The sequence below is a fragment of the Pseudomonas sp. NPDC089407 genome, from assembly GCF_044900445.1.
GTDB lineage: Bacteria > Pseudomonadota > Gammaproteobacteria > Pseudomonadales > Pseudomonadaceae > Aquipseudomonas.
The window spans coordinates 1-26,213 of sequence record NZ_JBJDNB010000033.1 but is presented as its reverse complement, the minus strand read 5'-3'; the positions used below and the strand labels follow the sequence as shown (position 1 = coordinate 26,213).

The following is a 26,213-nucleotide window of genomic DNA, read 5'->3' as shown; positions in this document are numbered from 1 at the left end:
TTAGTGTTGAGCTGCCGGGCCGCCGATTGGCGATTCCGGACGATCATTCTGGGCAGCAGGCGTGCCCGAATCCTTGTCATCGTCCCAGTCACGCGGCTCACGCGGCGTACGCCCAGCCATGATATCGTCGATCTGATCGGCATCAATGGTCTCATACTTCATCAGCGCTTCGGTCATCGCTTCGAGCTTGTCGCGGTTATCGACCAGCAGTTGCTTGGCCGTGGCGTAGCACTGATCGATGATGCTGCGCACCTCGGAGTCGATCAGCTTGGCCGTTTCGCCGGACACACTGGCGTGCTGGCTGCCGGCACTGCGACCAAGGAACACTTCACCCTCTTCCTCCGCATACATCAGCGGGCCGAGCTTCTCGGACAGGCCCCACTTGGTAACCATGTTACGAGCGATCTGGCTTGCACGCATGATGTCGTTGGACGCGCCAGTCGTCACGCCATCGAAGCCCAGGGTCATCTCTTCGGCAATACGGCCCCCATACAGCGAGCAGATCTGGCTGATCAGCGCACGCTTGGACAGGCTGTAGCGGTCTTCCTCCGGCAGGAACATGGTCACACCCAGGGCGCGACCCCGCGGGATGATCGAAACCTTGTAGACCGGGTCGTGCTCAGGCACCAGGCGACCGACGATGGCGTGGCCAGCCTCGTGATAGGCCGTGTTGCGCTTTTCCTTTTCCGACATGACCATGGTCTTGCGCTCGGCGCCCATCATGATCTTGTCCTTGGCCAGTTCGAACTCTTTCATTTCGACCAGGCGCTTGTTGGAGCGTGCAGCAAACAGCGAAGCTTCGTTGACCAGGTTGGCCAGGTCGGCACCGGAGAAGCCCGGGGTACCACGGGCGATGACGGCCGGGTTGACGTTTTCGCCAACCGGCACCTTGCGCATGTGTACCTTGAGGATTTGCTCGCGACCGCGGATATCCGGCAGGCCGACCACCACCTGGCGGTCGAAACGGCCAGGGCGCAGCAGTGCAGGGTCGAGTACGTCCGGGCGGTTGGTGGCAGCGATGACGATGATGCCATCGTTCATCTCGAAGCCGTCCATCTCTACCAGCAACTGGTTGAGGGTTTGCTCACGCTCGTCGTGACCACCGCCCATGCCGGCGCCACGGTGGCGACCCACGGCGTCGATCTCGTCGATGAAGATGATGCATGGGGCGTGCTTCTTGGCCTGTTCGAACATGTCGCGTACACGGCTGGCACCGACACCGACGAACATTTCCACGAAGTCCGAACCGGAAATGGTGAAAAACGGCACTTTCGCTTCACCAGCAATGGCCTTGGCCAGCAGGGTCTTACCGGTACCGGGCGGGCCAACCATCAGCACGCCACGCGGAATACGGCCACCCAGGCGCTGGAACTTGCCCGGGTCGCGCAAAAACTCGACCAGCTCGCCAACCTCTTCCTTGGCCTCGTCGCAACCAGCAACGTCAGCCAGGGTAGTCTTGACCTGGTCTTCGGACAGCAGGCGCGCCTTGCTCTTGCCGAAACTCATCGGCCCGCCCTTGCCGCCTGCACCGCCTTGCATCTGGCGCATGAAGAACATGAACACGGCAATGATCACCAGGATCGGGAAGCTCGCAACCAACAGCTGCGTCCAGATACTCTGCTGCTCGGGCTGCTTGCCCTCGACAATCACGTGATTGTCGACCAGGTCGCCGATCAGCCCATTGTCGGTAATGGCCGGGCGCACGGTCTTGAAACTGTCGCCGTCAGCGCGCTTGCCGGTAATGATGTAGCCATCGACGGTCACACGCTCGACCTTGCCATCCTTGACCTGCTGGATGAAGTCGGAGTAGTTGAGGGTCTGCGGCTCGTTAGGGCTGGAGAAGTTGTTCATCACTGTCACCAGGACAGCTGCGATGATCAACCACAGGATCAGATTCTTTGCCATGTCGTTCAATTCGCTACCCTCTGAGGCCGGCGCACGACGCAGCCGTGCCTCGCATGATATTCATCGCCCTAACTTACTACATTACCTACGCAGCCGCAGGCACCGTCTGTAACCCTTTGTGAAAGCTAGACTACACGAAGTTCGGACGATCCTGACGCGGTGGCCGATTGGAAATAACTATCAGCCACCACGCTTCACGCCTTTCAAGCGCCTTTGAAACCTTTACCCAACAAGTACTGCTCACGCGAACGATCCCGCGAAGAGGACGGCTTGCGCATTTGCACCTTGTCGAACTTGGTGCGCACATCCTTCAGGTACATGTCGAAGCCTTCACCCTGGAAAATCTTGATCAGGAAATCACCGCCAGGCTTCAGCACGCGGGTTGCCAGGTCCAGGGCCAGCTCGCAGAGGAACATGGCGCGCGGCATGTCCACTTCGGGCGTACCACTCATATTGGGGGCCATGTCGGAAATCACAAGGTCTACATGAGAATCACCGACCGCCTGCAGGATCTGCTGCAGCACGGCGTCATCGGTGAAGTCGCCCTGAATGAAGGTCACGTCAGGGATCGAGTCCATTTCCAGGATGTCGGAAGCGATCAGGCGGCCCTGGCCACCAATCAGACGACTGGTCACCTGCGACCAGCCACCGGGGGCCGCGCCAAGGTCGATTACACTCATGCCGGGGCGAATCAGGCGGTCTTTCTCCTGGATCTCCAGCAGTTTGTAGCTCGCACGCGAGCGGTAGCCATCCTTCTGTGCCTGTTTCACAAAAGGATCGTTGAAATGCTCTCGCAGCCAGTTTGCGCTGCTTTTGGAACGTTGTACCACGGGGCACCTCGATGATATGCGTCGTGATTGACTGGGCGGAGCCGGTGGCCCTCGGGTAAAATGCCGGTCAATTTTACAGAATCAGACGGAAAGGGTCAGATTATGCCGCTCAATAACGAGCAGAAGAAGCAATACAAGTCCATTGGTCATGACCTGAAGCCGGTCCTGATCGTTGCTGGCAACGGTTTAAATGAAGGCGTCATCGCCGAACTGGAGCGCGCGCTGGTCGACCACGAGCTGATCAAGGTCGAAATCCGTTCGGAAGATCGTGAAGAGCGCGCCGTGACCATTGCCGAGCTGTGCAAGGCCGGCCGTGCCGAGCTGGTGCAGACCATCGGCAAGAAAGCCCTGATCTACCGCAAGAACCCGCAGCCGAACAAGCAGCTGTCCAACATCCACCGTTACAAGTAACGGCACAGACAGCACGAGACCTGTGTAGGAGCGGCCTTGTGTCGCGATGGGCTGCGAAGCAGCCCCCTGCAATATCTGTGGTTAAGCTGATATCTGGGGGCTGCTTCGCAGCCCATCGCGACACAAGGCCGCTCCTACAAGGGCCCGCGGTAGCCTGGGCTAGCGCCGGGCCTTGACCGGCACCGGCTGGGCCACCAGCACGATGCCGGAAAAGCCCAGTACCAGGAAGCAAAACATCTGCCAGCGCTCGCCTACGGAAATGCCGTAGCGCAAGGTGTAATACCCCACGCAAGCGCCGAAGCCGAGCAACAGCATCTGGCCACGGAATTGCCGCCACCAGGCCGCCAGGCCGTCCACCCTTGCCAGCACTGCCAGCTGGGTCAACAAGCCAAGCAACGCCACGCCGATCAACCAGCGGTCGATCTGCCCGGCGATATCCTGCACCAGCAGCGGCGCCAGGCCACTGACCTTGAGCGCAGGCACCAGGCCCACATGGAACACCCACAGGCCCCCGACCCAGAATACCTGGGCCAGTTGCCAGAGGATCCCCTCGAGGGATGGCGCCCGCAGGCGCCGGTCAGATGTGCTGGACTTCGACAATCTCGTACTCGACCGTGCCGCTTGGCGTCTTGATGACGACGATGTCGCCTTCTTCCTTGCCGATAATGGCACGGGCAATCGGCGCGCTGGCCGAAAGCTTGCCGAGCTTGATGTTGGCTTCATCCTCACCAACGATCTGGTATTTAACCCGCTCGTCGGTTTCGGTATTGGCCAGTTCTACAGTGGTTCCGAAGATGACCTTGCCGGTGTGGGCAATGGTGGTCACATCGATTACCACCGAGTTCTGCAGGCGGCCTTCGATATCACGGATACGCGCCTCGACCATGCCCTGCTCTTCGCGGGCAGCATGGTATTCGGCGTTTTCCTTGAGGTCACCCAGCTCACGGGCCTCACCGATGGCCTGGCTCAGGCGCGGGCGCTCGGTCTTGCTCAGGAACAGGTGCTCCTCTTCCAGGGCGCGAGCGCCCTGGACGGTCATCGGGTACTTGGTAATGCTCATGCTTTGAGTCCTGCATGCAGATCTTGCAAGCGACGAACGGTCTTTTCCGGACCAAATTTCAGCGCTTCGCAGATGGCTTCACCAGCCGCAATGGTAGTGGTGCAGTAAATCTTGTGCTGCAGCGCATTGCGACGAATCGAGTAGGAATCGGCGATCGACTGGCGGCCTTCGGTAGTGTTGATGATCAGCGAGACTTCGTCGTTCTTGATCATGTCGACCACGTGCGGGCGACCTTCGGTCACTTTGTTCACACGGCGCACTTTCAGGCCAGCCGCTTCGATAACCTTGGCGGTGCCGGCAGTAGCAACCACTTCGAAGCCCAGGGCGATCAGGTCGCGGGCAACGCCAGCCACTTGTGGCTTGTCGTCGTCACGCACGCTGATGAACGCAGTACCGCCGGTCGGCAGCACTTCGCTGGCACCCATCTGGGCCTTGGCGAAGGCTTCACCGAAGCTGTCACCGACACCCATGACTTCACCGGTCGATTTCATCTCAGGGCCGAGGATCGGGTCAACCCCCGGGAACTTCGCGAACGGGAAAACGGCTTCCTTGACGCTGTAGAAGTTCGGGATGATTTCCTGGGTGAAACCCAGCTCTTTCAGGGTTTTGCCCGCCATGACGCGGGCCGCGATCATCGCCAGGGAAGTGCCGATGCACTTGGACACGAACGGAACGGTACGCGAAGCACGCGGGTTGACTTCGATCACATAGATCTTGTCGCCCTGCAGGGCCAACTGCACGTTCATCAGGCCGACCACGCCCAGCTCCAGGGCCATTTTCTTGACCTGTACGCGGACTTCGTCCTGCACTTCCTTGCTCAGCGAGTAAGGAGGCAGCGAGCACGCCGAGTCACCGGAGTGAACGCCCGCCTGTTCGATGTGCTGCATGATGGCGCCGATCACCACATCGGTACCGTCGCATACCGCATCCACGTCCATCTCGATGGCGCAGTTGAGGAAGTGGTCGAGCAGCACCGGGCTGTCGTTGGACACCTGTACCGCTTCACGCAGGTAGCGCTTGAGCTCGTCCAGTTCGTAGACGATTTCCATGGCGCGGCCGCCCAGTACGTAGGACGGGCGCACCACCAGCGGGTAGCCGATGCCGCCAGCCGCGCGGATGGCTTCTTCTTCGCTGCGCACGGTGGCGTTTGGCGGCTGCAGCAGATTCAGGCGCTGAACCATCTGCTGGAAGCGCTCACGGTCTTCGGCGCGGTCGATGGCGTCCGGGCTGGTACCGATGATCGGTACGCCGGCTTCTTCCAGGGCGCGGGCCAGCTTCAGCGGGGTCTGGCCGCCGTAGTGGACGATAACGCCTTTCGGCTTCTCGACGCGGCACACTTCCAACACGTCTTCCAGGGTCAGCGGCTCGAAGTACAGGCGGTCGGAGGTGTCGTAGTCGGTGGAGACGGTTTCCGGGTTGCAGTTGACCATGATGGTCTCGTAACCGTCTTCACGCAACGCCAGGGCTGCGTGTACGCAGCAGTAGTCGAACTCGATGCCTTGGCCAATACGGTTCGGCCCGCCACCCAGGATCATGATCTTGTCGCGGGTCGACGGGTTGGCCTCGCACTCTTCCTCGTAGGTGGAGTACAGGTAAGCGGTGTCGGTGGCGAACTCGGCGGCGCAGGTGTCGACGCGCTTGTACACCGGGAACACTTCCAACTTGTGCCGGTGACGGCGCAGGTTCTTGTCCGTGATACCCAGCAGCACAGCCAGGCGCTGGTCAGAGAAGCCCTTGCGCTTGAGGCGCAGCATGTAGTCCTTGTCGATCGCCGACAGGGCCAGGGTCTTGACCTTCTCTTCTTCCTTGATCAGGTCTTCCATCTGCACCAGGAACCACATGTCGATGCCGGTCAGGTTGAAGATTTCTTCGCAGGTCATGCCCGAACGCATGGCGTCGGCGACATACCAGATACGCTCGGCACCCGGCACGGTCAATTCGCGCTTGAGGATGCTGGCGGCTTCCGGGCTGGCCAGGTCGACTTTCGGGTCGAGGCCACAGGCGCCCACTTCCAGGCCGCGCAGGGCTTTCTGCAGGGATTCCTGGAAGGTACGGCCGATGGCCATGACTTCACCCACGGATTTCATCTGGGTGGTCAGGCGGGCGTCGGCTTTCGGGAATTTCTCGAAGGCGAAACGTGGCAGCTTGGTGACAACGTAGTCGATCGACGGCTCGAAGGAAGCCGGAGTGCGGCCGCCGGTGATGTCGTTCTGCAGTTCGTCGAGAGTGTAACCGATGGCCAGCTTGGCGGCGATCTTGGCGATCGGGAAGCCGGTAGCTTTCGAAGCCAGAGCGGACGAACGCGAAACGCGCGGGTTCATCTCGATCACGACCATGCGGCCGGTGTCCGGGCAAATGCCGAACTGCACGTTCGAACCGCCGGTTTCCACACCGATTTCACGCAGCACCGCCAGCGAGGCGTTGCGCATGATCTGGTATTCCTTGTCGGTCAGGGTCTGCGCCGGGGCAACAGTGATCGAGTCGCCGGTGTGCACGCCCATCGGGTCGAAGTTCTCGATCGAGCAGACGATGATGCAGTTGTCCTTTTTGTCACGGACCACTTCCATCTCGTACTCTTTCCAGCCGATCAGCGATTCGTCGATCAGCAGCTCTTTAGTCGGCGACAGGTCCAGACCACGGGTGCAGATTTCTTCGAATTCTTCACGGTTGTAGGCAATACCGCCGCCAGTGCCGCCCATGGTGAACGATGGGCGGATGATGCATGGGAAGCCGAGCTTCTCGAGGACCGCATTGGCCTCTTCCATGCTGTGGGCGATACCGGAGCGCGGGCACTCCAGGCCGATGTCCTTCATGGCCTTGTCGAAGCGCGAACGGTCTTCAGCCTTGTCGATGGTGTCGGCGTTGGCACCGATCATCTCTACGCCGAACTTTTCCAGAACGCCGTGGCGCTCCAGGTCCAGGGCGCAGTTCAGGGCAGTCTGGCCACCCATGGTCGGCAGGACGGCGTCCGGGCGCTCTTTCTCGATGATCTTGGCCACCGACTGCCACTTGATCGGCTCGATGTAGGTGGCATCGGCCATGGCCGGGTCAGTCATGATGGTGGCTGGGTTGGAGTTCACCAGGATGACGCGGAAACCTTCCTCGCGCAGGGCTTTACAGGCCTGGGCGCCGGAGTAGTCGAATTCGCAGGCCTGGCCGATCACGATCGGGCCAGCGCCGAGAATCAGGATGCTTTTGATGTCTGTACGTTTTGGCATGGTGGTCACTCAAATCCGGGGTCAGTCGGCAAGCCGCTTTGAACAATCTGGGTCAGGCGCTGCCGGGCGCGGCGTGTGCCGGCCCGGGGCCTTGAAGCAGGATGCTCAGCGGCGCTTGGCCATGGCATCGGTGAAACGATCGAACAGTGGCGCGACGTCGGTCGGGCCTGGGCTCGCTTCAGGGTGGCCCTGGAAGCTGAACGCGCTCTTGTCGGTACGCTCAATACCCTGCAGGGTGCCGTCGAACAGCGACTTGTGGATGGCGCGGACGTTGCCCGGCAAGGTGGCCTCGTCAACGGCAAAGCCGTGGTTCTGGCTGGTGATCATGACCACACCGGTGTCCAGGTCCTGGACCGGGTGGTTGGCACCGTGGTGGCCATGGCCCATTTTCACGGTCTTGGCACCGGAAGCCAGGGCCAGCAGCTGGTGGCCAAGGCAGATGCCGAATACCGGGATCTCGGTCTCGAGGATTTCCTTGATCGCCTGGATGGCGTAGTCGCATGGCTCCGGGTCACCCGGGCCGTTGGACAGGAACACGCCGTCCGGGTTGAGTGCCAGCACTTCGCTGGCCGGGGTCTGGGCCGGGACCACGGTCACGCGGCAGCCACGGGCAACCAGCATGCGCAGGATGTTCAGCTTGACGCCGTAGTCGAAGGCAACCACGTGGTACGGCAGGTCGGCAGCGTCGAGGGTCGGGTGGCTGTCGGTTTTCAGCTCCCACACGCTGGAGCGCCACTCGTAGCGTTCCTTGGTGGAAACGACCTTGGCCAGGTCCATGCCTTTCAGGCCCGGGAAACCACGGGCTGCGGCGATGGCGGCTTCTTCGCTGATGTTGTCACCGGCGAGGATGCAGCCGTTCTGGGCGCCCTTTTCACGCAGGATACGGGTCAGGCGACGGGTGTCGATGCCGGCGATGGCAACGACGTTGTTGGCCTTGAGGTATTCAGGCAGCGACTGGGTGTTACGCCAGTTGCTGGCCAGCAGCGGCAGGTCACGGATGACCAGGCCAGCGGACCAAACGCGGTTCGACTCGGCGTCTTCCGGGGTGGTACCGGTGTTGCCGATGTGCGGGTAGGTCAGGGTAACGATTTGCTGCGCGTAGGAAGGGTCTGTAAGGATTTCCTGGTAGCCGGTCATAGCGGTGTTGAATACCACCTCACCAACGGTCTGACCGTCGGCACCGATGGCTTCACCGCGGAAAATACTGCCGTCGGCAAGGGCGAGTATGGCTGGCTTTGTCAAGAAGACCTCCCGTAAATCAAGCATGAAAGGGCGATCGCAGGTTGCAAAAAAGCGGAGTGACGTATGGACACGTCACCCCGCTTTCATGTGCTGAATTCAATTCGCTGCGCGCTTTTAGTGGACACACTAAAGCTGTAGCTTACAGAAAAGTGCGTTTTCGGTCTACCGCATATGTGTCTCTAAAACACATCAATGCGACAGGCTGACCTTATTGGGCATTGCACGCCCGTGTAGGAGCGGCCTTGTGTCGCGAACGGGCTGCGTAGCAGCCCCAGCTTTCTGCGGCGCTGCCGAGATCTTTGGGGCCGCTGCGCGACCCTTTCGCGACACAAGGCCGCTCCTACAGGGATCGCGCATACCCCGGGGAACGGCTTAACGCAGCTCGAGCACATCCTGCATGTCATACAGCCCAGGCTCACGCCCATCCAGCCACAGTGCCGCACGCACAGCACCTTTGGCGAATGTCATGCGGCTGGAGGCCTTGTGGGTGATTTCCAGGCGCTCGCCTTCAGCGGCAAACAGCACGGTATGGTCACCGACCACGTCGCCAGCACGCACGGTAGCGAAGCCGATGGTCTTGCGATCACGCGCACCGGTTTGCCCTTCACGGCCATACACGGCCACTTCCTGCAGGTCTCGACCCAGCGCATTGGCAACCACTTCACCCATGCGCAGCGCTGTACCCGAGGGCGCATCGACCTTGTGCCGGTGGTGCGCCTCGATGATCTCGATATCAACATCATCGCCCAGCACCCGCGCTGCCATATCCAGCAGCTTGAGGCTGAGGTTGACGCCGACACTGAAGTTGGCGGCGAACACGATTGGAATGTCCTTGCCCGCGTCGGCCAGCAGTTGCTTCTCCTCGACAGAGAACCCCGTGGTACCGATGATCATTGCCTTGCCGTGCTTGCGGCAGAACGCCAGGTTCTTGAGGGTTACCGACGGGTGCGTGAAATCGATCAGCACATCGAACTCGTCGGCAACTTTGGCCAAGTCATCGGACAGGAGTACGCCGATCCGACCAAGGGCCGCCAACTCACCGGCATCCGCACCGACCAGCGAGCTGTCAGGGCGATCGATCGCCGCCGTCAGGCCGGCACCCGGGGTTTGCTGTACGGCCTCGATAAGGGTCTTGCCCATCCGACCTGCCGCACCCATCACTGCAATACGTCGCATAACCTGTTCCTTGTCAGAGATCGCCGAAGAAGCGCTTCACGCCATCGAACCAGCCACTGGCCTTGGGCGAATGCGAGCTGTCGCCTTCCAGCGAGTCACGCAACTCTTCCAGCAGTTCGCGCTGACGACGGCTGAGGTTGACCGGTGTTTCCACCGCCACACGGCACAGCAGGTCACCCGCACCACCGCCACGCACCGGCGCCACACCCTTGCCACGCAGGCGGAACTGCTTGCCGGTCTGGGTGCCTTCCGGAATTTTCAGCTTAACGCGGCCATCCAGGGTCGGCACTTCCAGCTCGCCGCCCAGGGCAGCATCGGTGTAACTGATCGGTACTTCGCAATACAGATGCTTCCCGTCACGCTGGAAGATCTCGTGCTCACGCACACTGATCACCACATACAGGTCGCCGGTCGGGCCACCATGGGTACCGGCCTCGCCCTCGCCCGACAGGCGGATGCGGTCGCCAGTATCGACACCCGCCGGCACCTTGACCGACAGGGTCTTGTATTCCTCGACACGGCCTTCGCCGTGGCACGAGGTGCACGGGTCGGTGATGATCTTGCCCTGGCCATGACAACGCGGGCAGGTCTGCTGCACCGAGAAGAAGCCCTGCTGCATGCGCACCTGGCCGATGCCGCCGCAGGTCGGGCAGGTCGACGGGGTCGAACCCTTCTTCGCACCAGAACCGTCGCAAGGCTGGCAGTTGACCAGCGTAGGCACACGGATGCTGACCGTAGTGCCACGCACTGCTTCTTCCAGGTTCAGCTCCAGGGTGTAGCGCAGGTCGCTGCCACGCTGTGCACCGCCACGTCCGCCCCCGCGGCCACCACCGAAGAAGTCGCTGAACACATCACCGAAGATGTCGGAGAAGTTGGCACCACCGAAGCCGGCACCACCGCCACCCATGCTTGGGTCGACGCCGGCATGGCCGTACTGGTCGAAGGCTGCGCGCTTGCTCGCGTCAGACAGCACCTCGTAGGCCTCGTTGGCCTCCTTGAACTTGTCTTCCGATTCTTTATCGCCCGGGTTGCGGTCCGGGTGGTACTTCATCGCCAGGCGGCGATAAGCCTTCTTGAGGTCACCTTCACTGGCGCCGCGCTCGACACCCAGAACCTCATAATAATCACGCTTGGACATAGGTCATTTGCACCTTGTTGGGCGTGTGGCATCTGCGCCACGCCGTCAGCACCTGCTCGCGACCCACCAGGGCGGCTGACAGATGCTGTAAAAATTCTCGAATTCCAGATACGCCAACGCGGGAGCAAGCCCCCGCGCGGCGACATCCTACCAGTTCACCGGCAAACGACGGTGAACTGGCCGACAACATGCAACGATTACTTCTTGTCGTCGCCTTTTACTTCTTCGAACTCGGCGTCAACCACGTCATCGTGCTTGGCTTCTGGCTCGGCCTGCTGCGCGCTACCCTGAGGCTGTTCGGCCGACTGCTCGGCGTACATCTTCTGGGCAACCGGCGCCGAGACCTTGGACAGCTCTTCGACCTTGGCGTCGATGGCAGCCTTGTCGTCGCCTTTTACAGCAGCTTCCAGGGCAACAACAGCAGCCTCGATGGCAGTTTTCTCTTCTGCGGTAACCTTGTCACCTGCGTCAGCGACCATCTTGCGGGTCGAGTGAACCAGCGCGTCACCCTGGTTACGAGCAGCGGCCAGCTCTTCGAACTTGCGGTCTTCCTCGGCGTTGGCCTCGGCGTCACGCACCATGCGCTCGATTTCTTCGTCCGACAGACCGGAGTTGGCCTTGATCACGATCGACTGAGCCTTGCCGGTGGCCTTGTCTTTGGCGCCGACGTGCAGGATGCCGTTGGCGTCGATGTCGAAGGTTACTTCGATCTGTGGCACACCACGTGGAGCCGGTGGAATGTCAGCCAGGTCGAACTTGCCCAGCGACTTGTTCTGTGCAGCCTGCTTACGCTCACCCTGCAGCACGTGAATGGTCACGGCGCCCTGGTTGTCGTCGGCAGTCGAGAACACCTGCGACTTCTTGGTCGGGATGGTGGTGTTCTTCTCGATCAGCGCGGTCATCACGCCACCCATGGTTTCAATACCCAGGGTCAGCGGGCTGACGTCCAGCAGCAATACGTCTTTCACGTCACCAGCCAGAACAGCACCCTGGATGGCAGCACCCATGGCCACGGCTTCGTCCGGGTTGACGTCCTTGCGCGCTTCTTTACCAAAGAAGTCGGCCACGGCCTTCTGCACCATCGGCATACGGGTCTGGCCACCGACCAGGATCACGTCGTCGATCTTGCTGGCGTCGATGCCGGCGTCTTTCAGGGCGATGCGGCAAGGCTCGATGGTGCGGTTGACCAGGTCTTCGACCAGCGACTCCAGCTTGGCGCGGGAGATCTTCACGTTCAGGTGCTTAGGACCGGTGGCGTCTGCAGTGATGTACGGCAGGTTGACGTCGGTCGACTGAGCGGAGGACAGCTCGATCTTGGCTTTTTCAGCAGCTTCTTTCAGACGCTGCAGGGCCAGTGGATCGTTCTTCAGGTCCATGCCGGACTCTTTCTTGAACTCGTCAACGAGGTAATCGATCAGGCGCATGTCGAAGTCTTCGCCACCCAGGAAGGTATCGCCGTTGGTGGCCAGTACTTCGAACTGGTGCTCACCGTCGACTTCGGCGATTTCAATGACCGAAACGTCGAAGGTACCACCACCCAGGTCATAAACGATGACAGTGTGGTCGCCCTTGGCCTTGTCCATGCCGTAGGCCAGTGCAGCAGCGGTCGGCTCGTTGATGATGCGCTTGACGTCCAGGCCGGCGATGCGACCGGCATCCTTGGTAGCTTGGCGCTGGCTGTCGTTGAAGTAGGCCGGAACGGTGATGACCGCTTCGGTGACAGGCTCGCCGAGGTAGTCTTCGGCAGTCTTTTTCATCTTTTTCAGGACTTCGGCGCTGATCTGTGGTGGCGCCATGTCCTTGCCGCTGGCCTGTACCCAAGCGTCGCCGTTACCGCCCTTGACGATCTTGTACGGCACCAGCTTGATGTCTTTCTGCACGACGTCTTCTTCGAAGCGGCGGCCGATCAGGCGCTTCACTGCGAACAGGGTGTTGTGCGGGTTGGTAACAGCCTGGCGCTTGGCCGACTGGCCTACCAGGATTTCGCCATCGTTGGCGTAGGCCACGATCGAAGGGGTAGTACGCGCGCCTTCGGCGTTTTCGATGACCTTGACGTTACCGTTTTCCAGGATGGAGACGCACGAGTTGGTGGTCCCCAGGTCGATACCGATGATTTTACCCATGTTAACTCTCCCGAAACTTGAATTTGGTAGCAGCGACTACTTTGGCCAACTGCGGTAATACTTGAAGGCTTGACACCTAGATGGGGGTGCCCCGACGGATTTCAAGCCTTCTCATTGATCGAGGGTTGCGCCGCGCTCGGCGCCTTGCTGACCACCACCATGGCGGGGCGCAGCAGACGGCCGTTCAGCAGGTAGCCCTTCTGGAACACGTTCAGCACGCTGTTTGGCTCGACGTCGCCGCTTTCCTGCATGGCCATGGCCTGGTGGTGCTCAGGATTGAACGGCTGGCCGTGCGGGTCGACAGCTTCGAGGTTGTAGCGCTTGAGGGTGTCCTGGAACATCTTCAAGGTCAGCTCGACACCTTCGCGGATCTGCTTGACGTGCTCGTCTTCGGCGCTGGAGTGGGCCAGGGCCAGCTCGAGGCTGTCGATAATCGGCAGCAGGTCGCTGGAGAACTTCTCCAGGGCGAACTTGCGAGCCTTGTCGACCTCCTGCTCAGCGCGACGAATGCTGTTCTGCGCTTCTGCAGCAACGCGCAGCGACTGGTCCTTGGCGGCGGCCAGCTGTTCCTCGAGTTCCAGAACACGGGCGTCAGCAGTGGTTTCTGCACCGGTTTCTTCAACGTTAAGGTCTTTTTCGTTCAGCTGTTCGTCAGCCATGGGGTCTCTCCTGCGCAATTTTGTGGACTGCGAGCCAGGCTCGCCATTGGATGTCGGCTATATGGGGCCGGAAAAACCAGCTTCAAGGGGCAAGGTGGTTTCCAGCCAGAAACAGAATCTGCCAAGGGGCATTGGCAGGCCTGAAAAAAGTACTGTATAAATAACCAGACCTGACCTTTCGGGAGCCGCCCCATGCTGGTGCACCTGTCCATTCACAACTACGCCATCGTCGAGCACCTCGACCTCGAAATCGCCCGCGGCATGTCCGTCATCACGGGCGAGACCGGTGCCGGCAAATCGATCATGCTCGACGCCCTCGGCCTGGCCCTGGGCGACCGGGCCGACAGCGGCGTGGTGCGCCCCGGCACCGACAAGGCAGACATCCTCGCCACGTTCGACCTGGTGGATATCCCCGAGGCCCATACGTGGCTGGCCGAGCGCGACCTGAACAACGACGGCCTGTGCATCCTGCGCCGGGTCATCACCGCCGAAGGCCGCAGCCGTGGCTACATCAACGGCACGCCCTGCCCGCTTGGCGACCTCAAGGCACTCGGTGAACTGCTGATTGATATCCACAGCCAACATGAACACCAGTCGCTGCTGAAAACCGACACCCATCGCCGCCTGCTCGACGAGTACGCCGGCGCCGCCGACCTGGCCCGCCAGGTGCAGCTTGCTGCCAAACGCTGGAACCAGACCCGCCTGGAACTGGAGCACCTGTCCAACTCCGGTGACGAGCAGCGCGCCCGCCACCAGTTGCTCAGCTACCAGCTGGAAGAACTCGACAACCTCGGCCTGGGTGAACACGAACTGGAGCAGCTGGAGCAGGAGCACAAGAACCTGACCAGCGCCGAAGCCCTGTTCGGCATTTGCCGCCAGGTCATCGACCAGTGCAGCGAAAGCGATTCGGGCAATGTGCTCAGCGCGCTCACTGCCAGCCTCAACCGCCTGGGCGCCGCCACCAACTCACCCAAGGCGCTGGGCGAAGCGGCCAACCTGATCGCCAGCGCGCAAATCCAGGTCGAAGAAGCCATGGGCGAGCTCAACCGCTTTCTCGACAACTTCGACGCCGACCCGATGCGCCTGCAGGCACTGGAAGAGCGTCTCGACACCCTCTATACACTGGCGCGCAAACACCGCGTACACCCGACCGAACTGCCCCACCTGCAGCAGCAACTGATGGAAGAACTGGAAGGCCTGAACGCCAGTGACGAGTCGATCGAGCAGTTGGGTGAAGAGCTGGCAGCTTTCGCCCAGCACTATAAAGAGAAGGCTCGCGAGCTCAGCGCCCTGCGCCAGCAGGCCGCCCAGCAGCTGGCTGTGGCGGTGGAACAGGAAATCCAGCGTCTGGGCATGCCCGGCGGGCGTTTCTGTATCGAATTGACGGCAAACGAAGGTGCAGACTTGTCGCCGCACGGCCTGGAGCAGATCGAACTGCTGGTCAGCGCTAACCCCGGCCAACCGCTCAAGGGCCTGGCGAAGGTGGCTTCGGGCGGTGAGCTGTCGCGTATCAGCCTGGCGATCCAGGTCATTACTGCGCAGACCTCACGCATCCCGACCCTGGTGTTCGACGAAGTCGACGTGGGCATTGGCGGGCCGACTGCAGAAATCGTCGGCCAGTTGCTGCGCCGCCTGGGTGAGCGCGGTCAGGTACTGACCGTGACCCACCTGCCGCAAGTGGCAGCGCAAGGTCACCACCACCTGTTCGTGCACAAAGTGCGCAACAGCGACACCACCCACACCGCCGTGGCCAGCCTGGGCAAGCGTGAGCGGGTCGAGGAAGTGGCGCGGATGCTTGGCGGTATCGACCTGACCAAGGAATCCCTGGCGCATGCGCGCAAGATGGTTGTAAGCGGCAAGGCCTGACCCTTCGCCGTAAGGCTGGCGCGATCCCTGTAGGAGCGGCCTTGCGTCGCGAAAGGGCCGCAAAGCGGCCCCGGCGGTATTGGCTGCGAAGCTAAACACTTGGAGCCGCTTCGCAGCCCTTTCGCGACGCAAGGCCGCTCCTACAAAGGCCAGCGGTGCCCTTAAGCCCCCAGAAAGCACAAAGGCGACCCGAAGGTCGCCTCTGCTATCCATAACGAAAAATCGTTACTTCTTTTTACGCACGTACAGGACCAGATTGTGGTCCACCAGCTCGTAGCCGTGCGCGGCCACGATTTCGCGCTGGCGCTTCTCGATTTCAGCATCCATGAATTCGATGACTTCGCTGGTATCCACGTTGACCATATGGTCGTGGTGGCCGCCATCGGCCAGCTCGAACACCGCGTGGCCGCCGTCGAAGTTGTGGCGAACCACCAGACCCGCCGCTTCGAACTGGGTCAGTACGCGATAGACGGTGGCCAGGCCCACGTCTTCGCCAGCTTCCATCAGCGCCTTGTAGACATCCTCGGCGCTCATGTGACGCTGCTCGGTGGAGTCGAGCATCTGAAGGATCTTGACTCGAGGCAGGGTCACCTTGAGACCGGCTTTGCGCAATTCGCTATTTTCAACCATGGTCAGCTTTCTCGCCGATGCTGCTTCGCAGCTTCTCTTAATACGGGTATGATCGGGGTTTACGTTGTCCAGCCAAGATAGTGGAAGTCGCCCACCGATGCAAAACACCAAGCTCTTGCTAAACAGCCTCGCCCTCGCGGGACTGCTCGCACTCGCCGGTTGCTCGTTTCCCGGGGTTTACAAAATCGACATCCAGCAGGGCAATGTCGTCACGCAGGACATGATAGACCAATTACGCCCGGGAATGACCCGACGGCAAGTAAGGTTTATCATGGGCAACCCGCTTATTCAGGACACTTTCAACACCAATCGTTGGGATTACCTGTACAGCCTGCAGCCTGGTGGCGGTAAACGCCAGCAAGAGCGCATGAGCATTTTCTTCAACGAAAGCGACCAGTTGGTCAGCTTGTCTGGCGACTTCATGCCAGGCGTCAGCCGCGACCAGGAAATCCTTGGTGGCAGCAGCGACACCACTGTCACCCCGGTTACCGAGCCAGGCCAGGCCGAGCAGCCAACCCCGCAGCCTGTGGAAAAACCGGCCAAGCCTGGTTCGACCGAAGAGTCCATCCAGCGCGAGATCGATACCATCGAGACTACCCCGGTCCCGACTCCGGCACCGCTGGAAACCCGGTAATCGACAGCAACAAAAAAGCCCGGACTTGTTCCGGGCTTTTTGTTGCCGCCAACTCAATCAGCCATGCAGTTGCTTGGCGCGCTGGCAAAACGCATCGACCAACGTATTGGCCGCCTGGTTGAACAACGGGCCCAACGTGGCACGCACAATCGACCCGGCATAATCGAAGGACAGGTCCAGGCTGATCTTGCAGGCCTTCTCACCCAATGGCTTGAATACCCACAGCCCATGCAACTGGGTGAACGGCCCTTCTTCCAGGTTCATTTCGATGGACTGCCCCGGCACCAGCACGTTACGCGTCACGAAATGCTGGCTCATGCCGCCCTTGGCCACATCGAGCTTGGCGCGCATGTGCGTGCCGCTGGCTTCGATCACCGTCGAGGCCGAACACCACGGCAGAAACTCAGGGTAGCTGGCCACATCGTTGACCAGATCGTAGAGCGCCTGGGCAGGGTATGGCAGCAGAGCGGAACGTTGAATATGGGTAGTCATCCAGGCGTCACTTCCAAGGCTGGGTGGCGGCGCTTCGCAGCGTGCCAAAAACAGATTCTGTGCTTATGACAGGGTTTGTATTGTCCGGTATTCATTGCAGTGGCTCAAGCACACCGAAATCCCATAGCGGACGGCGCTCGGACTTGCCTATAATGCCGCCCCTATGGCTAAGCAAAAAAAACATCCGACCGGGACCATCGCGCAGAACAAGAAAGCGCGACACGATTACTTCATCGAACATAAGTTCGAGGCCGGGCTGGTCCTGTCCGGCTGGGAAGTAAAAAGCCTGCGAGCCGGCAAGGCGCACCTCGTGGACAGCTACGTGCTGCTCAAGGACGGTGAAGCCTGGCTGTTCGGCAGCCACATCACCCCGCTGACCACGGCCAGCACCCACGTCATCGCCGACCCTATCCGCACGCGCAAGCTGCTGCTGAACAAGCGCGAGCTTGAGCGCCTGGAAGCTGCGGTGGCGCAAAAGGGTTACACCTGCGTGGCCTTGTCGCTGTACTGGAGCAAGCACCTGATCAAGTGCGAAATTGCTCTGGGCAAGGGCAAGAAGGAATTCGACAAGCGCGACACCGTGCGCGAACGCGATTCCAACCGCGAACTGCAGCGTGCGGTGCGGAACAAGGGCAAAGAAGACTAGATCTTCTTTAGCCTGTACTGGCCTCTTCGCGGCGGTTCGACGCGAAGAGGCCAGCCCTGCCACCACAAGGCTCAGCGCCCGCTGCGCCGTTCCGCCCGCGCCACCCGCTGCGCCTCGTGATGCGCCTCTTCCAGTACCTCCTGCACATACAGAATGTGCCGGCTGGACACCTCCCGCGCATCCTCCGCCCTGCCCTCGACAATCGCCAGGTACAGCTCCCGATGCTGACTGATCAGCATGTCCCGGGTTTCAGTCCGTTGCTGATACATGCCACCAATGTTGGTCACCACGTTGCGCTTGAGCAGGTCGAACAAACCCCGAATGGTGTGCAGCAACACCGCATTATGGCTGGCCTCGGCAATCGCCAGGTGGAAGCGCGCATCGGCCGCGCCCTCCTCCGCCCGCGTCACTTCATCGACCCTGGCATAGCAGTCTTGCAGCACATCGAATGCCGCCTTCAACCGCGCACGATCCGGCTCGGTGGCACGCTGGGCCGCGTAATAGGCGCAGGACGCCTCCAGGGTATGGCGGAACTCAAGCAGGTCGCGCTGCGCCTCAGCGCTATGTTCAAGCAACTGCAGCAACGGGTCGCTGAAAGTCGACCCCAATGATTCGGCGACAAAGTTGCCGCCACCCTGGCGGCTGACCAACAGCCCCTTGGCCACCAGCTTCTGGATCGCCTCACGCAGTGACGGGCGGGACACGCCAAACTGTTCGGCAAGCGCGCGTTCGGCCGGCAGCCGCTGCCCCGAAGTCAGCGTGCCTTCCAGAATCATCGCTTCCAACCGATCGACAATGTCATCGGACAGGCGCCGTTGGCGGACCTGATCAAAAACCATCACATGCTCTCCACAAACCCCCGGCAAATTTCAGGGGGCGCCTATTCTCGCCGATCCAGGCCGCGCAAACACCCATCACACCGCGATTTTCCCGGCGCATCAGGCGCCCGCTCATCGGTACGCGACCAAAGTTTTGCACAGGACAAATTGACACACCCACGACAGCGCTTTTAACCTAGCGACCAGCCATTGTAAATTGGTCTTACCAATTATCCAATGCCAGTGCCTGACCAACAACAATTAGGGGCCACCCCATATGCAAACCTGGCAACAACTCTATAGCCCGCTTGGTAGTCTTGGCCTGTCCGCACTGGCGGCGGTCATTCCCATTGTGTTCTTCTTCCTGGCCTTGGCCGTGTTCCGCCTCAAGGGCCACGTGGCCGGCAGCATCACTCTGGCACTGTCGATCCTGGTGGCAATCTTCGCCTTCCAGATGCCTGTCGACATGGCCTTCGCCGCTGCGGGATACGGCTTCCTCTACGGGCTCTGGCCAATTGCCTGGATCATCGTCGCCGCGGTGTTCCTGTACAAACTTACGGTCAAGAGCGGCCAGTTCGAGGTGATCCGCAGCTCGGTGCTGTCGATTACCGACGACCAGCGCCTGCAGGTATTGCTGATCGGCTTCTGCTTCGGTGCCTTCCTGGAAGGCGCAGCTGGCTTTGGCGCACCGGTGGCAATCACTGCCGCGCTGCTGGTGGGCCTGGGCTTCAACCCGCTGTACGCCGCCGGCCTGTGCCTGATCGCCAACACTGCCCCCGTGGCCTTTGGCGCCCTCGGCATCCCGATCATCGTGGCCGGCCAGGTCACCGGTATCGACGCCTTCCACATCGGCGCCATGACCGGCCGCCAACTGCCGCTGCTGTCGCTGTTCGTGCCATTCTGGCTAGTGTTCATGATGGACGGCCTGCGCGGCGTGAAGGAAACCTGGCCTGCCGCCCTGGTCGCCGGCCTGAGCTTTGCCGTTACACAGTACTTCACCTCGAACTTCATCGGCCCGGAACTGCCCGACATCACCTCGGCGCTGGCCAGCCTGATCTGCCTGACCCTGTTCCTGAAAGTCTGGCAGCCGAAGCGCTCGTTCGCCGAAGCCAAAGGCAGCGTAGGCGCCGCCGTGGTACAGCCCAGTGGCAGCCAGCCTAGCCCGTACAGCTTCGGTGAGATTTTCAAGGCCTGGTCGCCGTTCCTGATCCTTACCGTGCTGGTCACCATCTGGACCCTGAAGCCGTTCAAGGCGGCCTTCGCCCCGGGCGGCGCGATGTACAACTTCGTGTTCAACTTCGCCATCCCGCACCTCGACCAGCTGGTAATCAAGACCGCACCGATCGTTGCCGCGCCAACCGCCATGCCAGCCGTGTTCAAGCTCGACCCGATCTCCGCCACCGGCACCGCGATCTTCCTCTCGGCGTTGATCTCCATGGCTGTGCTGAAGATCAACTTCAAAACTGGTCTGACCACTTTCAAAGAGACCTTCTGGGAACTGCGCTGGCCAATCCTGTCGATCGGCATGGTGCTGGCCTTTGCCTTCGTCACCAACTACTCGGGCATGTCTTCGACCATGGCCCTGGTGCTAGCCGGCACCGGCGCGGCGTTCCCGTTCTTCTCGCCATTCCTCGGCTGGCTGGGCGTGTTTCTGACCGGCTCGGACACCTCGTCCAACGCCCTGTTCAGCTCGCTGCAGGCCACCACTGCACACCAGATTGGGGTCAACGACACCCTGCTGGTAGCGGCCAATACCAGCGGCGGCGTAACCGGCAAGATGATCTCGCCGCAGTCGATTGCCGTGGCCTGCGCCGCCACCGGCCTGGTCGGCAAGGAATCCGACCTGTTCCGCTTCACCGTCAAGCACAGCCTGTTCTTCGCCACCATCGTCGGCCTGATCACCCTGATCCAGGCTTACTGGCTGACCGGCATGCTGGTTCATCACTAAAGTGAAAGGGGCCGTGCGCCATCGCGCGCCCGGCATTCCCCACAAGCAACGCTGCGAGAATCCATGATCATTTCTGCCTCTACCGACTATCGCGCCGCGGCCCAACGCAAGCTGCCTCCCTTCCTGTTCCACTATGCCGACGGCGGCGCCTACGCCGAGCACACCCTGCGCCACAACGTCTCCGACCTGGCCAGCATTGCCCTGCGCCAGCGCGTGCTGAAGAACATGTCCGAGCTCAGCCTTGAAACCAGGCTGTTCGACGAGACCCTGAGCATGCCCGTGGCCCTGGCCCCGGTCGGCCTCACCGGCATGTACGCCCGCCGTGGCGAAGTGCAGGCGGCGCGTGCGGCGGCGGCGCATGGCATCCCGTTCACCATGTCGACGGTGTCGGTGTGCCCGATCGAAGAAGTGGCCCCGGCCATCGACCGGCCGATGTGGTTCCAGCTGTACGTGCTCAAGGACCGCGGTTTCATGCGCAACGCCCTTGAGCGGGCCAGGGCAGCCGGGGTCAAGACTCTGGTGTTCACGGTCGACATGCCGGTGCCAGGCGCCCGTTACCGCGACGCACACTCCGGCATGAGCGGCAAGAACGGGCCAATGCGCCGTGTATTGCAAGCCATGACTCACCCGGAATGGGCGTGGGATGTCGGCGTGATGGGTCGCCCGCATGACCTGGGGAACATCTCCAAATACCGTGGCAACCCCACCGGCCTGGCCGACTACATCGGCTGGCTGGGCAACAACTTCGACCCGTCCATCTCGTGGAAAGACCTGGAGTGGATCCGCGACTACTGGGACGGCCCGATGATCATCAAAGGCATTCTCGATGCCGATGACGCCCGCGACGCGGTCAAGTTTGGTGCCGACGGCATCGTCGTGTCCAACCACGGAGGCCGCCAGCTCGACGGCGTGCTGTCCAGCGCCCGTGCCTTGCCGGCAATCGCCGATGCGGTCAAAGGTGACCTGAAGATTCTCGCCGACTCCGGCATCCGCAGCGGCCTCGACGTGGTGCGCATGATCGCCATGGGCGCCGACACCGTGCTGATCGGCCGCGCCTTCCTCTGGGCCTTGGCCGTGCATGGCGAAGCCGGGGTGAAGAACCTGCTGGAGCTGTTCGAAAAGGAAATGCGCGTGGCCATGGTGCTGACCGGCGCCAAGTCGGTCAGCGAGATCACCCGCGACTCGCTGGTACGCGAACTGGGCGTCTGACCGCCTGCAACAACGACCGCCTGATTGACCCGGGGCATGTGGCGCACAGACGCCACAGCCTCGCGAGGAGACTGCATGAGCCTGCCCGCCGCATTCCTGCGTGATGCCGAGCGCCTGATCCCCGCCGAACGCCGTTTCGACGACCCCACCTCCACCCTGGCCTTCGGTACCGACGCCAGCTTCTATCGGCTGATCCCCAAGCTGGTGGTGCGTGTCGAGTCCGAGGACGAAGTGGTCGGCCTGATCAAGCTGGCCCAGCGCGAGCGGGTGCCGGTCACCTTCCGTGCCGCCGGCACCAGCCTGTCCGGCCAGGCCATCAGCGACTCGGTACTGATCGTACTGGGTGATAACTGGAACGGCCGCGAAATTCGTGGCCAGGGCGAGCAGATCCGCCTGCAACCCGGTGTTATCGGCGCCCAGGCCAATGCCTGGCTGGCCCCGTTCGGCCGCAAGATCGGCCCCGACCCGGCCTCGATCAACGCCTGCAAGATTGGCGGCATTGTCGCCAACAACGCCAGCGGCATGTGCTGCGGCACTGCACAGAACACCTATCACACCCTGGCCGGCCTGCGCCTGGTGCTGGCCGACGGCACCCGCCTGGATAGCGAAGACCCGGCCAGCGTGGCCGCCTTTGAAGCCAGCCATGCCGAGCTGCTGGAAGCCCTCGCCCGCCTCGGCCGCGAAACCCGCGCCAACTCTGCATTGGCGGAGCGCATCCGCCACAAGTACCGGTTGAAGAACACCACCGGCCTGTCGCTGAACGCACTGGTGGACTACGACCAGCCACTGGATATCCTGCAGCACTTGCTGGTCGGTTCCGAAGGCACCCTGGGTTTCATCAGTGCCGTCACCTACGACACCGTGCCCGATCACCCGCACAAGGCCAGCGCCCTGCTGGTGTTCCCCAGCGTTGAAAGCTGCTGCCGTGCAGTCACTGTACTCAAGCGCCAGCCGGTGTCCGCCGTGGAACTGCTCGACCGCCGCAGCCTGCGCTCGGTGCAGAACATGCCCGCCATGCCGCTGTGGGTAAAAGGCCTGTCGGACAACGCCTGCGCCCTGCTGATCGAATCGCGTGCCGCCAGCCAGAGCCTGCTGCACGAGCAATTGCAGCAGGTAATGGCCTCGATCGCCGACTTCCCGCTGGAACAGCAGGTCGACTTCAGCGAAGACCCGGCGGTGTACAACCAGCTGTGGAAAATCCGCAAGGACACCTTCCCCGCCGTCGGCGCCGTGCGCCAGACCGGCACCACGGTCATCATCGAAGACGTGACGTTCCCCGTCGAGCAACTGGCAGAGGGCGTCAACCGCCTGATCCAGCTGTTCGACAAGCACCGCTACGACGAAGCGATCATTTTCGGCCACGCGCTGGAAGGCAACCTGCACTTCGTCTTTACCCAAGGCTTCAACAGTGCCGAGGAAGTCGCCCGTTACCAGGCATTCATGGACGACGTGGCACAACTGGTGGCCGTGGAGTTTGGCGGTTCGCTGAAGGCCGAGCACGGCACCGGGCGCAACATGGCGCCGTTCGTCGAGCTGGAATGGGGCCAGGACGCCTACCAGCTGATGTGGCAGCTCAAGCGCCTGCTCGACCCCAACGGCATCCTCAACCCCGACGTGGTGCTGAGTGAAGACCCGGATATCCACTTGAAAAACCTCAAGCCGCTGCCGGCTGCCGACGAGATCGTCGACAAGTGCATCGAGTGCGGTTTCTGCGAACCGGTGTGCCCGTCCAAGGGCCTCACCCTCAGCCCGCGCCAGCGCATCGTCATGTGGCGGGACATCCAGGCCAAACAGCGCGCCGGCATCGACACCCGCCAACTGATGCAAACCTACCAGTACCAGGGCATCGACACCTGCGCCGCCACCGGCCTGTGCGCCCAGCGCTGCCCGGTCGGCATCAACACCGGCGAGCTGGTGAAAAAACTGCGCAGCCAGGCCGCCGACCATGGTAAGGCCGCCCACTGGCTGGCAGACCATTTCCACACCGCCCTGGGTGGCGCCCGCCTGACCCTGACCGCCGCCAACGGCGCACGCAAGCTGCTGGGCGCCCCGCGCCTGAGTCGCCTGAGCGCCTCGCTGAGCAAAGCCAGCAAAGGCCGCCTGCCACAGTGGACGCCGGCCATGCCGCAACCCCTGCGCCCACTGGACTTCGGCCCGGCCAGCAACGACGCCCGTCCCCGCGTGGTGTACCTGGCCGCCTGCGTCTCGCGCGTAATGGGCCCATCCTATGCCGACCGCGAGCAAAGCTCGCTGCTGGACAAGACCCGCGCCTTGCTGGAAAAGGCCGGCTACCAGGTGGTGTTCCCCGAAAACGCCGACAGCCTGTGCTGCGGCCAGCCGTTCGCCTCCAAGGGCTACCCCGAGCAGGCCGAACACAAGCGCCAGGAACTGATCAACGCCCTGCTGCACGCCAGCCGCGGCGGCCTCGACCCGATCTATTGCGACACCAGCCCCTGCACCCTGCGCCTGGTGCAGGACCAGGGTGAAAGCCGGCTGGACCTGTACGACCCAGTACGCTTCATCCGCACGCACCTGGTCGAGCGCCTGGAGTTCACCCCCCAGGACGAACCTGTGGCCGTGCACGTAACCTGCAGCACCCAGCACCTGGGTGAAAGCCAGGCCCTGATCGACCTGGCGCAGCGTTGCAGCAAGCAGGTTGTGATCCCGGAAGGCATTCATTGCTGCGGCTTTGCCGGTGACAAAGGTTTCACCACCCCCGAGCTGAATGCCCACTCGCTGCGCAGCTTGAAAGATGCCGTGCAGTACTGCAGCGAAGGTATCTCCACCAGCCGCACCTGCGAAATTGGCCTGTCGAGCCACAGCGGCATCGACTACCACGGCCTGGTCTATCTGGTTGACCGGGTTACCCGGCCGCGTAGCATCTAAAGGCAGACACCTTTCCCCTTTGTAGCGGCCTTGTGTCGCGATCGGGCCGCAAAGCGGCCCCACGATTTACGCACCCACGCTGACATCATGGGGCTGCTTCGCAGCCCGATCGCGACACAAGGCCGCTCCTACAAAGGTACAGCGCAAGCCTGGGCCAACCGCGATCCCTGTGTGCGGCTTCAGCCGCGAACACCGGCAACGCCGGTGCCATCCCCCCCCGCCACCATCCCGATTGAACCCCCGCCATTTCCCCACAGTCCACCCTACAGGCCCACCTTCCCGAGGCCCCAGAGGAGACTCCCATGAAAGGTACCGCGCTTTCGGCCCTGTTCGCGGCCGCTACCCTGCTGGCTTCGCCGGTGTTCGCCGCTGAAGACCTGTGCACCATCAACCTGCAGAAGATCGACAACAGCATGGCCACCGCCGGCGCCACCTCCGAAGGCCTGGACAAAGCCATCACCGAGCACGTCGACAAAGCCAAGGCCGCCCAGGCCTCGGGCGACACCAAAGAATGCATCGCCATCACCAGCAAAGTGCTGGAGCGTCTGGAAAAAACCGAGAAAGGCAGCGGTTCGGCCGGTGGCAGCGGCGGCGCATGAGCCAAAGCGCGGGCGACAGGACCGGCTGTCGACGTCGCCCGCACAATGGCGTATACTCCGCCCTACGTGCCGTAAGGTGCGTTAGCCAAGAGCTAGTGCGGGGCCGATTAGGATTCGACGCCGGTAGCGAAACTCTAGGTGCATGCCGAGTTGGTAACAGAACTCGTAAATCCACTGTTGCAACTTTCTATAGTTGCCAATGACGAAAACTACGAGGGTTACGCTCTCGCTGCGTAAGCAGCTGAGCCCGCTCTCCTGGTAGCTTCGGCTCCAGCAATCATCAGGGGATGCCTGTAAACCCGAAATGATTGTCATACAGAACAGGATCGTCGTGTAGCACGTTGGGGGCAAAGCGACTAAAACTTACCCAACTCGTCCAAAGCACCCTGCCCGTCGGGCGGCTGCGGATTAACTCAGTAGACACGGCTAAGCATGTAGTACCGACAGCGGAGTACTGGCGGACGGGGGTTCAAATCCCCCCGGCTCCACCAAATCCAAAAAAGAAGACGCCCTCGGGCGTCTTTTTTTTTGTGTCTGAAATTTGCCGGAAGTGAGGATGAAAACCAGGGCCACACGAATAAGCGGCAGGGGCTTTCGGGTGTTTGCCTTGGGATTTTGGTTGCCTGTTAGATCGAGCGCCGCCCGCGCGGCGCTTCGCGGCACAAGGCCGCTCCCACATCTGTTTCGGGCCAGTCTTTCCTGTGAGATCACCTCGGGCCGCCC

21 protein-coding genes and 1 other RNA gene are annotated in these 26,213 nt (G+C 61.7%); 9 read left to right on the top strand and 13 right to left on the bottom strand.

The features are described 5' to 3' along the window. On the bottom strand, positions 1-1,905 hold the full coding sequence (gene ftsH, locus ACI2KG_RS22470; protein ID WP_404663341.1) for an ATP-dependent zinc metalloprotease FtsH: 1,905 nt from the start codon (positions 1,903-1,905) through the stop codon (positions 1-3). 203 nt (positions 1,906-2,108) lie between these two features. Beyond that, positions 2,109-2,735: a 23S rRNA (uridine(2552)-2'-O)-methyltransferase RlmE gene (gene rlmE / locus ACI2KG_RS22465; RefSeq protein ID WP_201200023.1), complete on the bottom strand. Its 627-nt coding sequence runs from the start codon at positions 2,733-2,735 to the stop codon at positions 2,109-2,111. A gap of 102 nt (positions 2,736-2,837) precedes the next feature. On the opposite strand from rlmE, the gene ACI2KG_RS22460 reads away from it, so the two are divergent. Next, positions 2,838-3,146: a YhbY family RNA-binding protein gene (locus ACI2KG_RS22460; RefSeq protein WP_400618426.1), complete on the top strand. Its 309-nt coding sequence runs from the start codon at positions 2,838-2,840 to the stop codon at positions 3,144-3,146. Positions 3,147-3,305: 159 nt separating this feature from the next. Here the strand turns inward: ACI2KG_RS22460 and ACI2KG_RS22455 are convergent, their stop codons facing one another. From ACI2KG_RS22455 to grpE, 8 genes are all read right to left on the bottom strand, one after another. Further along, positions 3,306-3,746: an MFS transporter gene (locus ACI2KG_RS22455; RefSeq protein ID WP_085625696.1), complete on the bottom strand. Its 441-nt coding sequence runs from the start codon at positions 3,744-3,746 to the stop codon at positions 3,306-3,308. Further along, positions 3,724-4,206 (bottom strand): transcription elongation factor GreA, encoded by a 483-nt coding sequence (greA, locus tag ACI2KG_RS22450; RefSeq protein WP_016501645.1) that lies wholly within the window; start codon positions 4,204-4,206, stop codon positions 3,724-3,726. Before greA ends, ACI2KG_RS22455 begins: the two co-directional genes overlap by 23 nt. After that, a complete protein-coding gene (carB, locus tag ACI2KG_RS22445; protein ID WP_404663340.1) occupies positions 4,203-7,424 on the bottom strand; it encodes a carbamoyl-phosphate synthase large subunit in 3,222 nt (1,073 codons plus the stop codon). The genes greA and carB overlap by 4 nt, the downstream gene beginning before the upstream one ends. 105 nt (positions 7,425-7,529) lie before the next feature. Further along, positions 7,530-8,666 carry a glutamine-hydrolyzing carbamoyl-phosphate synthase small subunit gene (gene carA / locus ACI2KG_RS22440; RefSeq protein WP_400618419.1) on the bottom strand — a complete coding sequence of 379 codons (1,137 nt, stop codon included), beginning with the start codon at positions 8,664-8,666 and terminating at the stop codon, positions 7,530-7,532. 372 nt (positions 8,667-9,038) lie between these two features. Beyond that, positions 9,039-9,842 (bottom strand): 4-hydroxy-tetrahydrodipicolinate reductase, encoded by an 804-nt coding sequence (dapB, locus tag ACI2KG_RS22435; protein WP_404663339.1) that lies wholly within the window; start codon positions 9,840-9,842, stop codon positions 9,039-9,041. A gap of 13 nt (positions 9,843-9,855) precedes the next feature. After that, the gene (gene dnaJ / locus ACI2KG_RS22430; RefSeq protein WP_201200031.1) at positions 9,856-10,980 is read right to left on the bottom strand and encodes a molecular chaperone DnaJ; all 1,125 of its coding nucleotides are present in this window, start codon (positions 10,978-10,980) and stop codon (positions 9,856-9,858) included. Positions 10,981-11,177: 197 nt separating this feature from the next. Then, positions 11,178-13,103 carry a molecular chaperone DnaK gene (dnaK, locus tag ACI2KG_RS22425; RefSeq protein ID WP_400618412.1) on the bottom strand — a complete coding sequence of 642 codons (1,926 nt, stop codon included), beginning with the start codon at positions 13,101-13,103 and terminating at the stop codon, positions 11,178-11,180. A gap of 101 nt (positions 13,104-13,204) precedes the next feature. Beyond that, on the bottom strand, positions 13,205-13,762 hold the full coding sequence (gene grpE, locus ACI2KG_RS22420) for a nucleotide exchange factor GrpE (protein ID WP_400618409.1): 558 nt from the start codon (positions 13,760-13,762) through the stop codon (positions 13,205-13,207). 192 nt (positions 13,763-13,954) lie between these two features. Here grpE and recN point away from each other — a divergent pair, with 192 nt between their 5' ends. After that, positions 13,955-15,628 carry a DNA repair protein RecN gene (gene recN / locus ACI2KG_RS22415; RefSeq protein ID WP_404663338.1) on the top strand — a complete coding sequence of 558 codons (1,674 nt, stop codon included), beginning with the start codon at positions 13,955-13,957 and terminating at the stop codon, positions 15,626-15,628. Positions 15,629-15,853: 225 nt separating this feature from the next. Here recN and fur read toward each other — a convergent pair whose 3' ends face one another. Further along, the gene (gene fur, locus ACI2KG_RS22410; RefSeq protein WP_400618404.1) at positions 15,854-16,258 is read right to left on the bottom strand and encodes a ferric iron uptake transcriptional regulator; all 405 of its coding nucleotides are present in this window, start codon (positions 16,256-16,258) and stop codon (positions 15,854-15,856) included. A 97-nt stretch (positions 16,259-16,355) separates the two neighbouring features. Between fur and ACI2KG_RS22405 the strand changes: the two genes are divergently transcribed. Continuing rightward, on the top strand, positions 16,356-16,892 hold the full coding sequence (locus ACI2KG_RS22405; protein WP_404663337.1) for an outer membrane protein assembly factor BamE: 537 nt from the start codon (positions 16,356-16,358) through the stop codon (positions 16,890-16,892). Between the two features lie 57 nt (positions 16,893-16,949). On the opposite strand, the gene ACI2KG_RS22400 is transcribed toward ACI2KG_RS22405, so the two are convergent. Then, entirely contained in the window at positions 16,950-17,384 is a 435-nt protein-coding gene (locus ACI2KG_RS22400; RefSeq protein WP_400618398.1) for a type II toxin-antitoxin system RatA family toxin, read from the bottom strand. A gap of 163 nt (positions 17,385-17,547) precedes the next feature. Here ACI2KG_RS22400 and smpB point away from each other — a divergent pair, with 163 nt between their 5' ends. Beyond that, positions 17,548-18,030: an SsrA-binding protein SmpB gene (gene smpB, locus ACI2KG_RS22395; RefSeq protein ID WP_266031246.1), complete on the top strand. Its 483-nt coding sequence runs from the start codon at positions 17,548-17,550 to the stop codon at positions 18,028-18,030. A 71-nt stretch (positions 18,031-18,101) separates the two neighbouring features. Here smpB and ACI2KG_RS22390 read toward each other — a convergent pair whose 3' ends face one another. After that, positions 18,102-18,869: a GntR family transcriptional regulator gene (locus ACI2KG_RS22390; protein WP_201200044.1), complete on the bottom strand. Its 768-nt coding sequence runs from the start codon at positions 18,867-18,869 to the stop codon at positions 18,102-18,104. A gap of 256 nt (positions 18,870-19,125) precedes the next feature. Here ACI2KG_RS22390 and ACI2KG_RS22385 point away from each other — a divergent pair, with 256 nt between their 5' ends. The 5 genes from ACI2KG_RS22385 (at position 19,126) to ssrA (ending at position 25,981) form a co-directional block, all read left to right on the top strand. After that, positions 19,126-20,796, top strand: a complete 1,671-nt coding sequence (locus tag ACI2KG_RS22385) for a lactate permease LctP family transporter (RefSeq protein WP_400618394.1) — start codon at positions 19,126-19,128, stop codon at positions 20,794-20,796. Positions 20,797-20,859: 63 nt separating this feature from the next. Beyond that, positions 20,860-22,005, top strand: coding sequence for an FMN-dependent L-lactate dehydrogenase LldD (gene lldD / locus ACI2KG_RS22380; RefSeq protein WP_404663336.1), 1,146 nt, complete (start codon positions 20,860-20,862; stop codon positions 22,003-22,005). A 75-nt stretch (positions 22,006-22,080) separates the two neighbouring features. Continuing rightward, positions 22,081-24,891 carry an FAD-binding and (Fe-S)-binding domain-containing protein gene (locus tag ACI2KG_RS22375; RefSeq protein ID WP_404663335.1) on the top strand — a complete coding sequence of 937 codons (2,811 nt, stop codon included), beginning with the start codon at positions 22,081-22,083 and terminating at the stop codon, positions 24,889-24,891. A 302-nt stretch (positions 24,892-25,193) separates the two neighbouring features. Beyond that, the gene (locus ACI2KG_RS22370) at positions 25,194-25,490 is read left to right on the top strand and encodes a hypothetical protein (RefSeq protein WP_404663334.1); all 297 of its coding nucleotides are present in this window, start codon (positions 25,194-25,196) and stop codon (positions 25,488-25,490) included. Positions 25,491-25,589: 99 nt separating this feature from the next. Then, positions 25,590-25,981, top strand: a transfer-messenger RNA (tmRNA) gene (ssrA, locus tag ACI2KG_RS22365). Positions 25,982-26,213 lie beyond the last annotated feature (232 nt).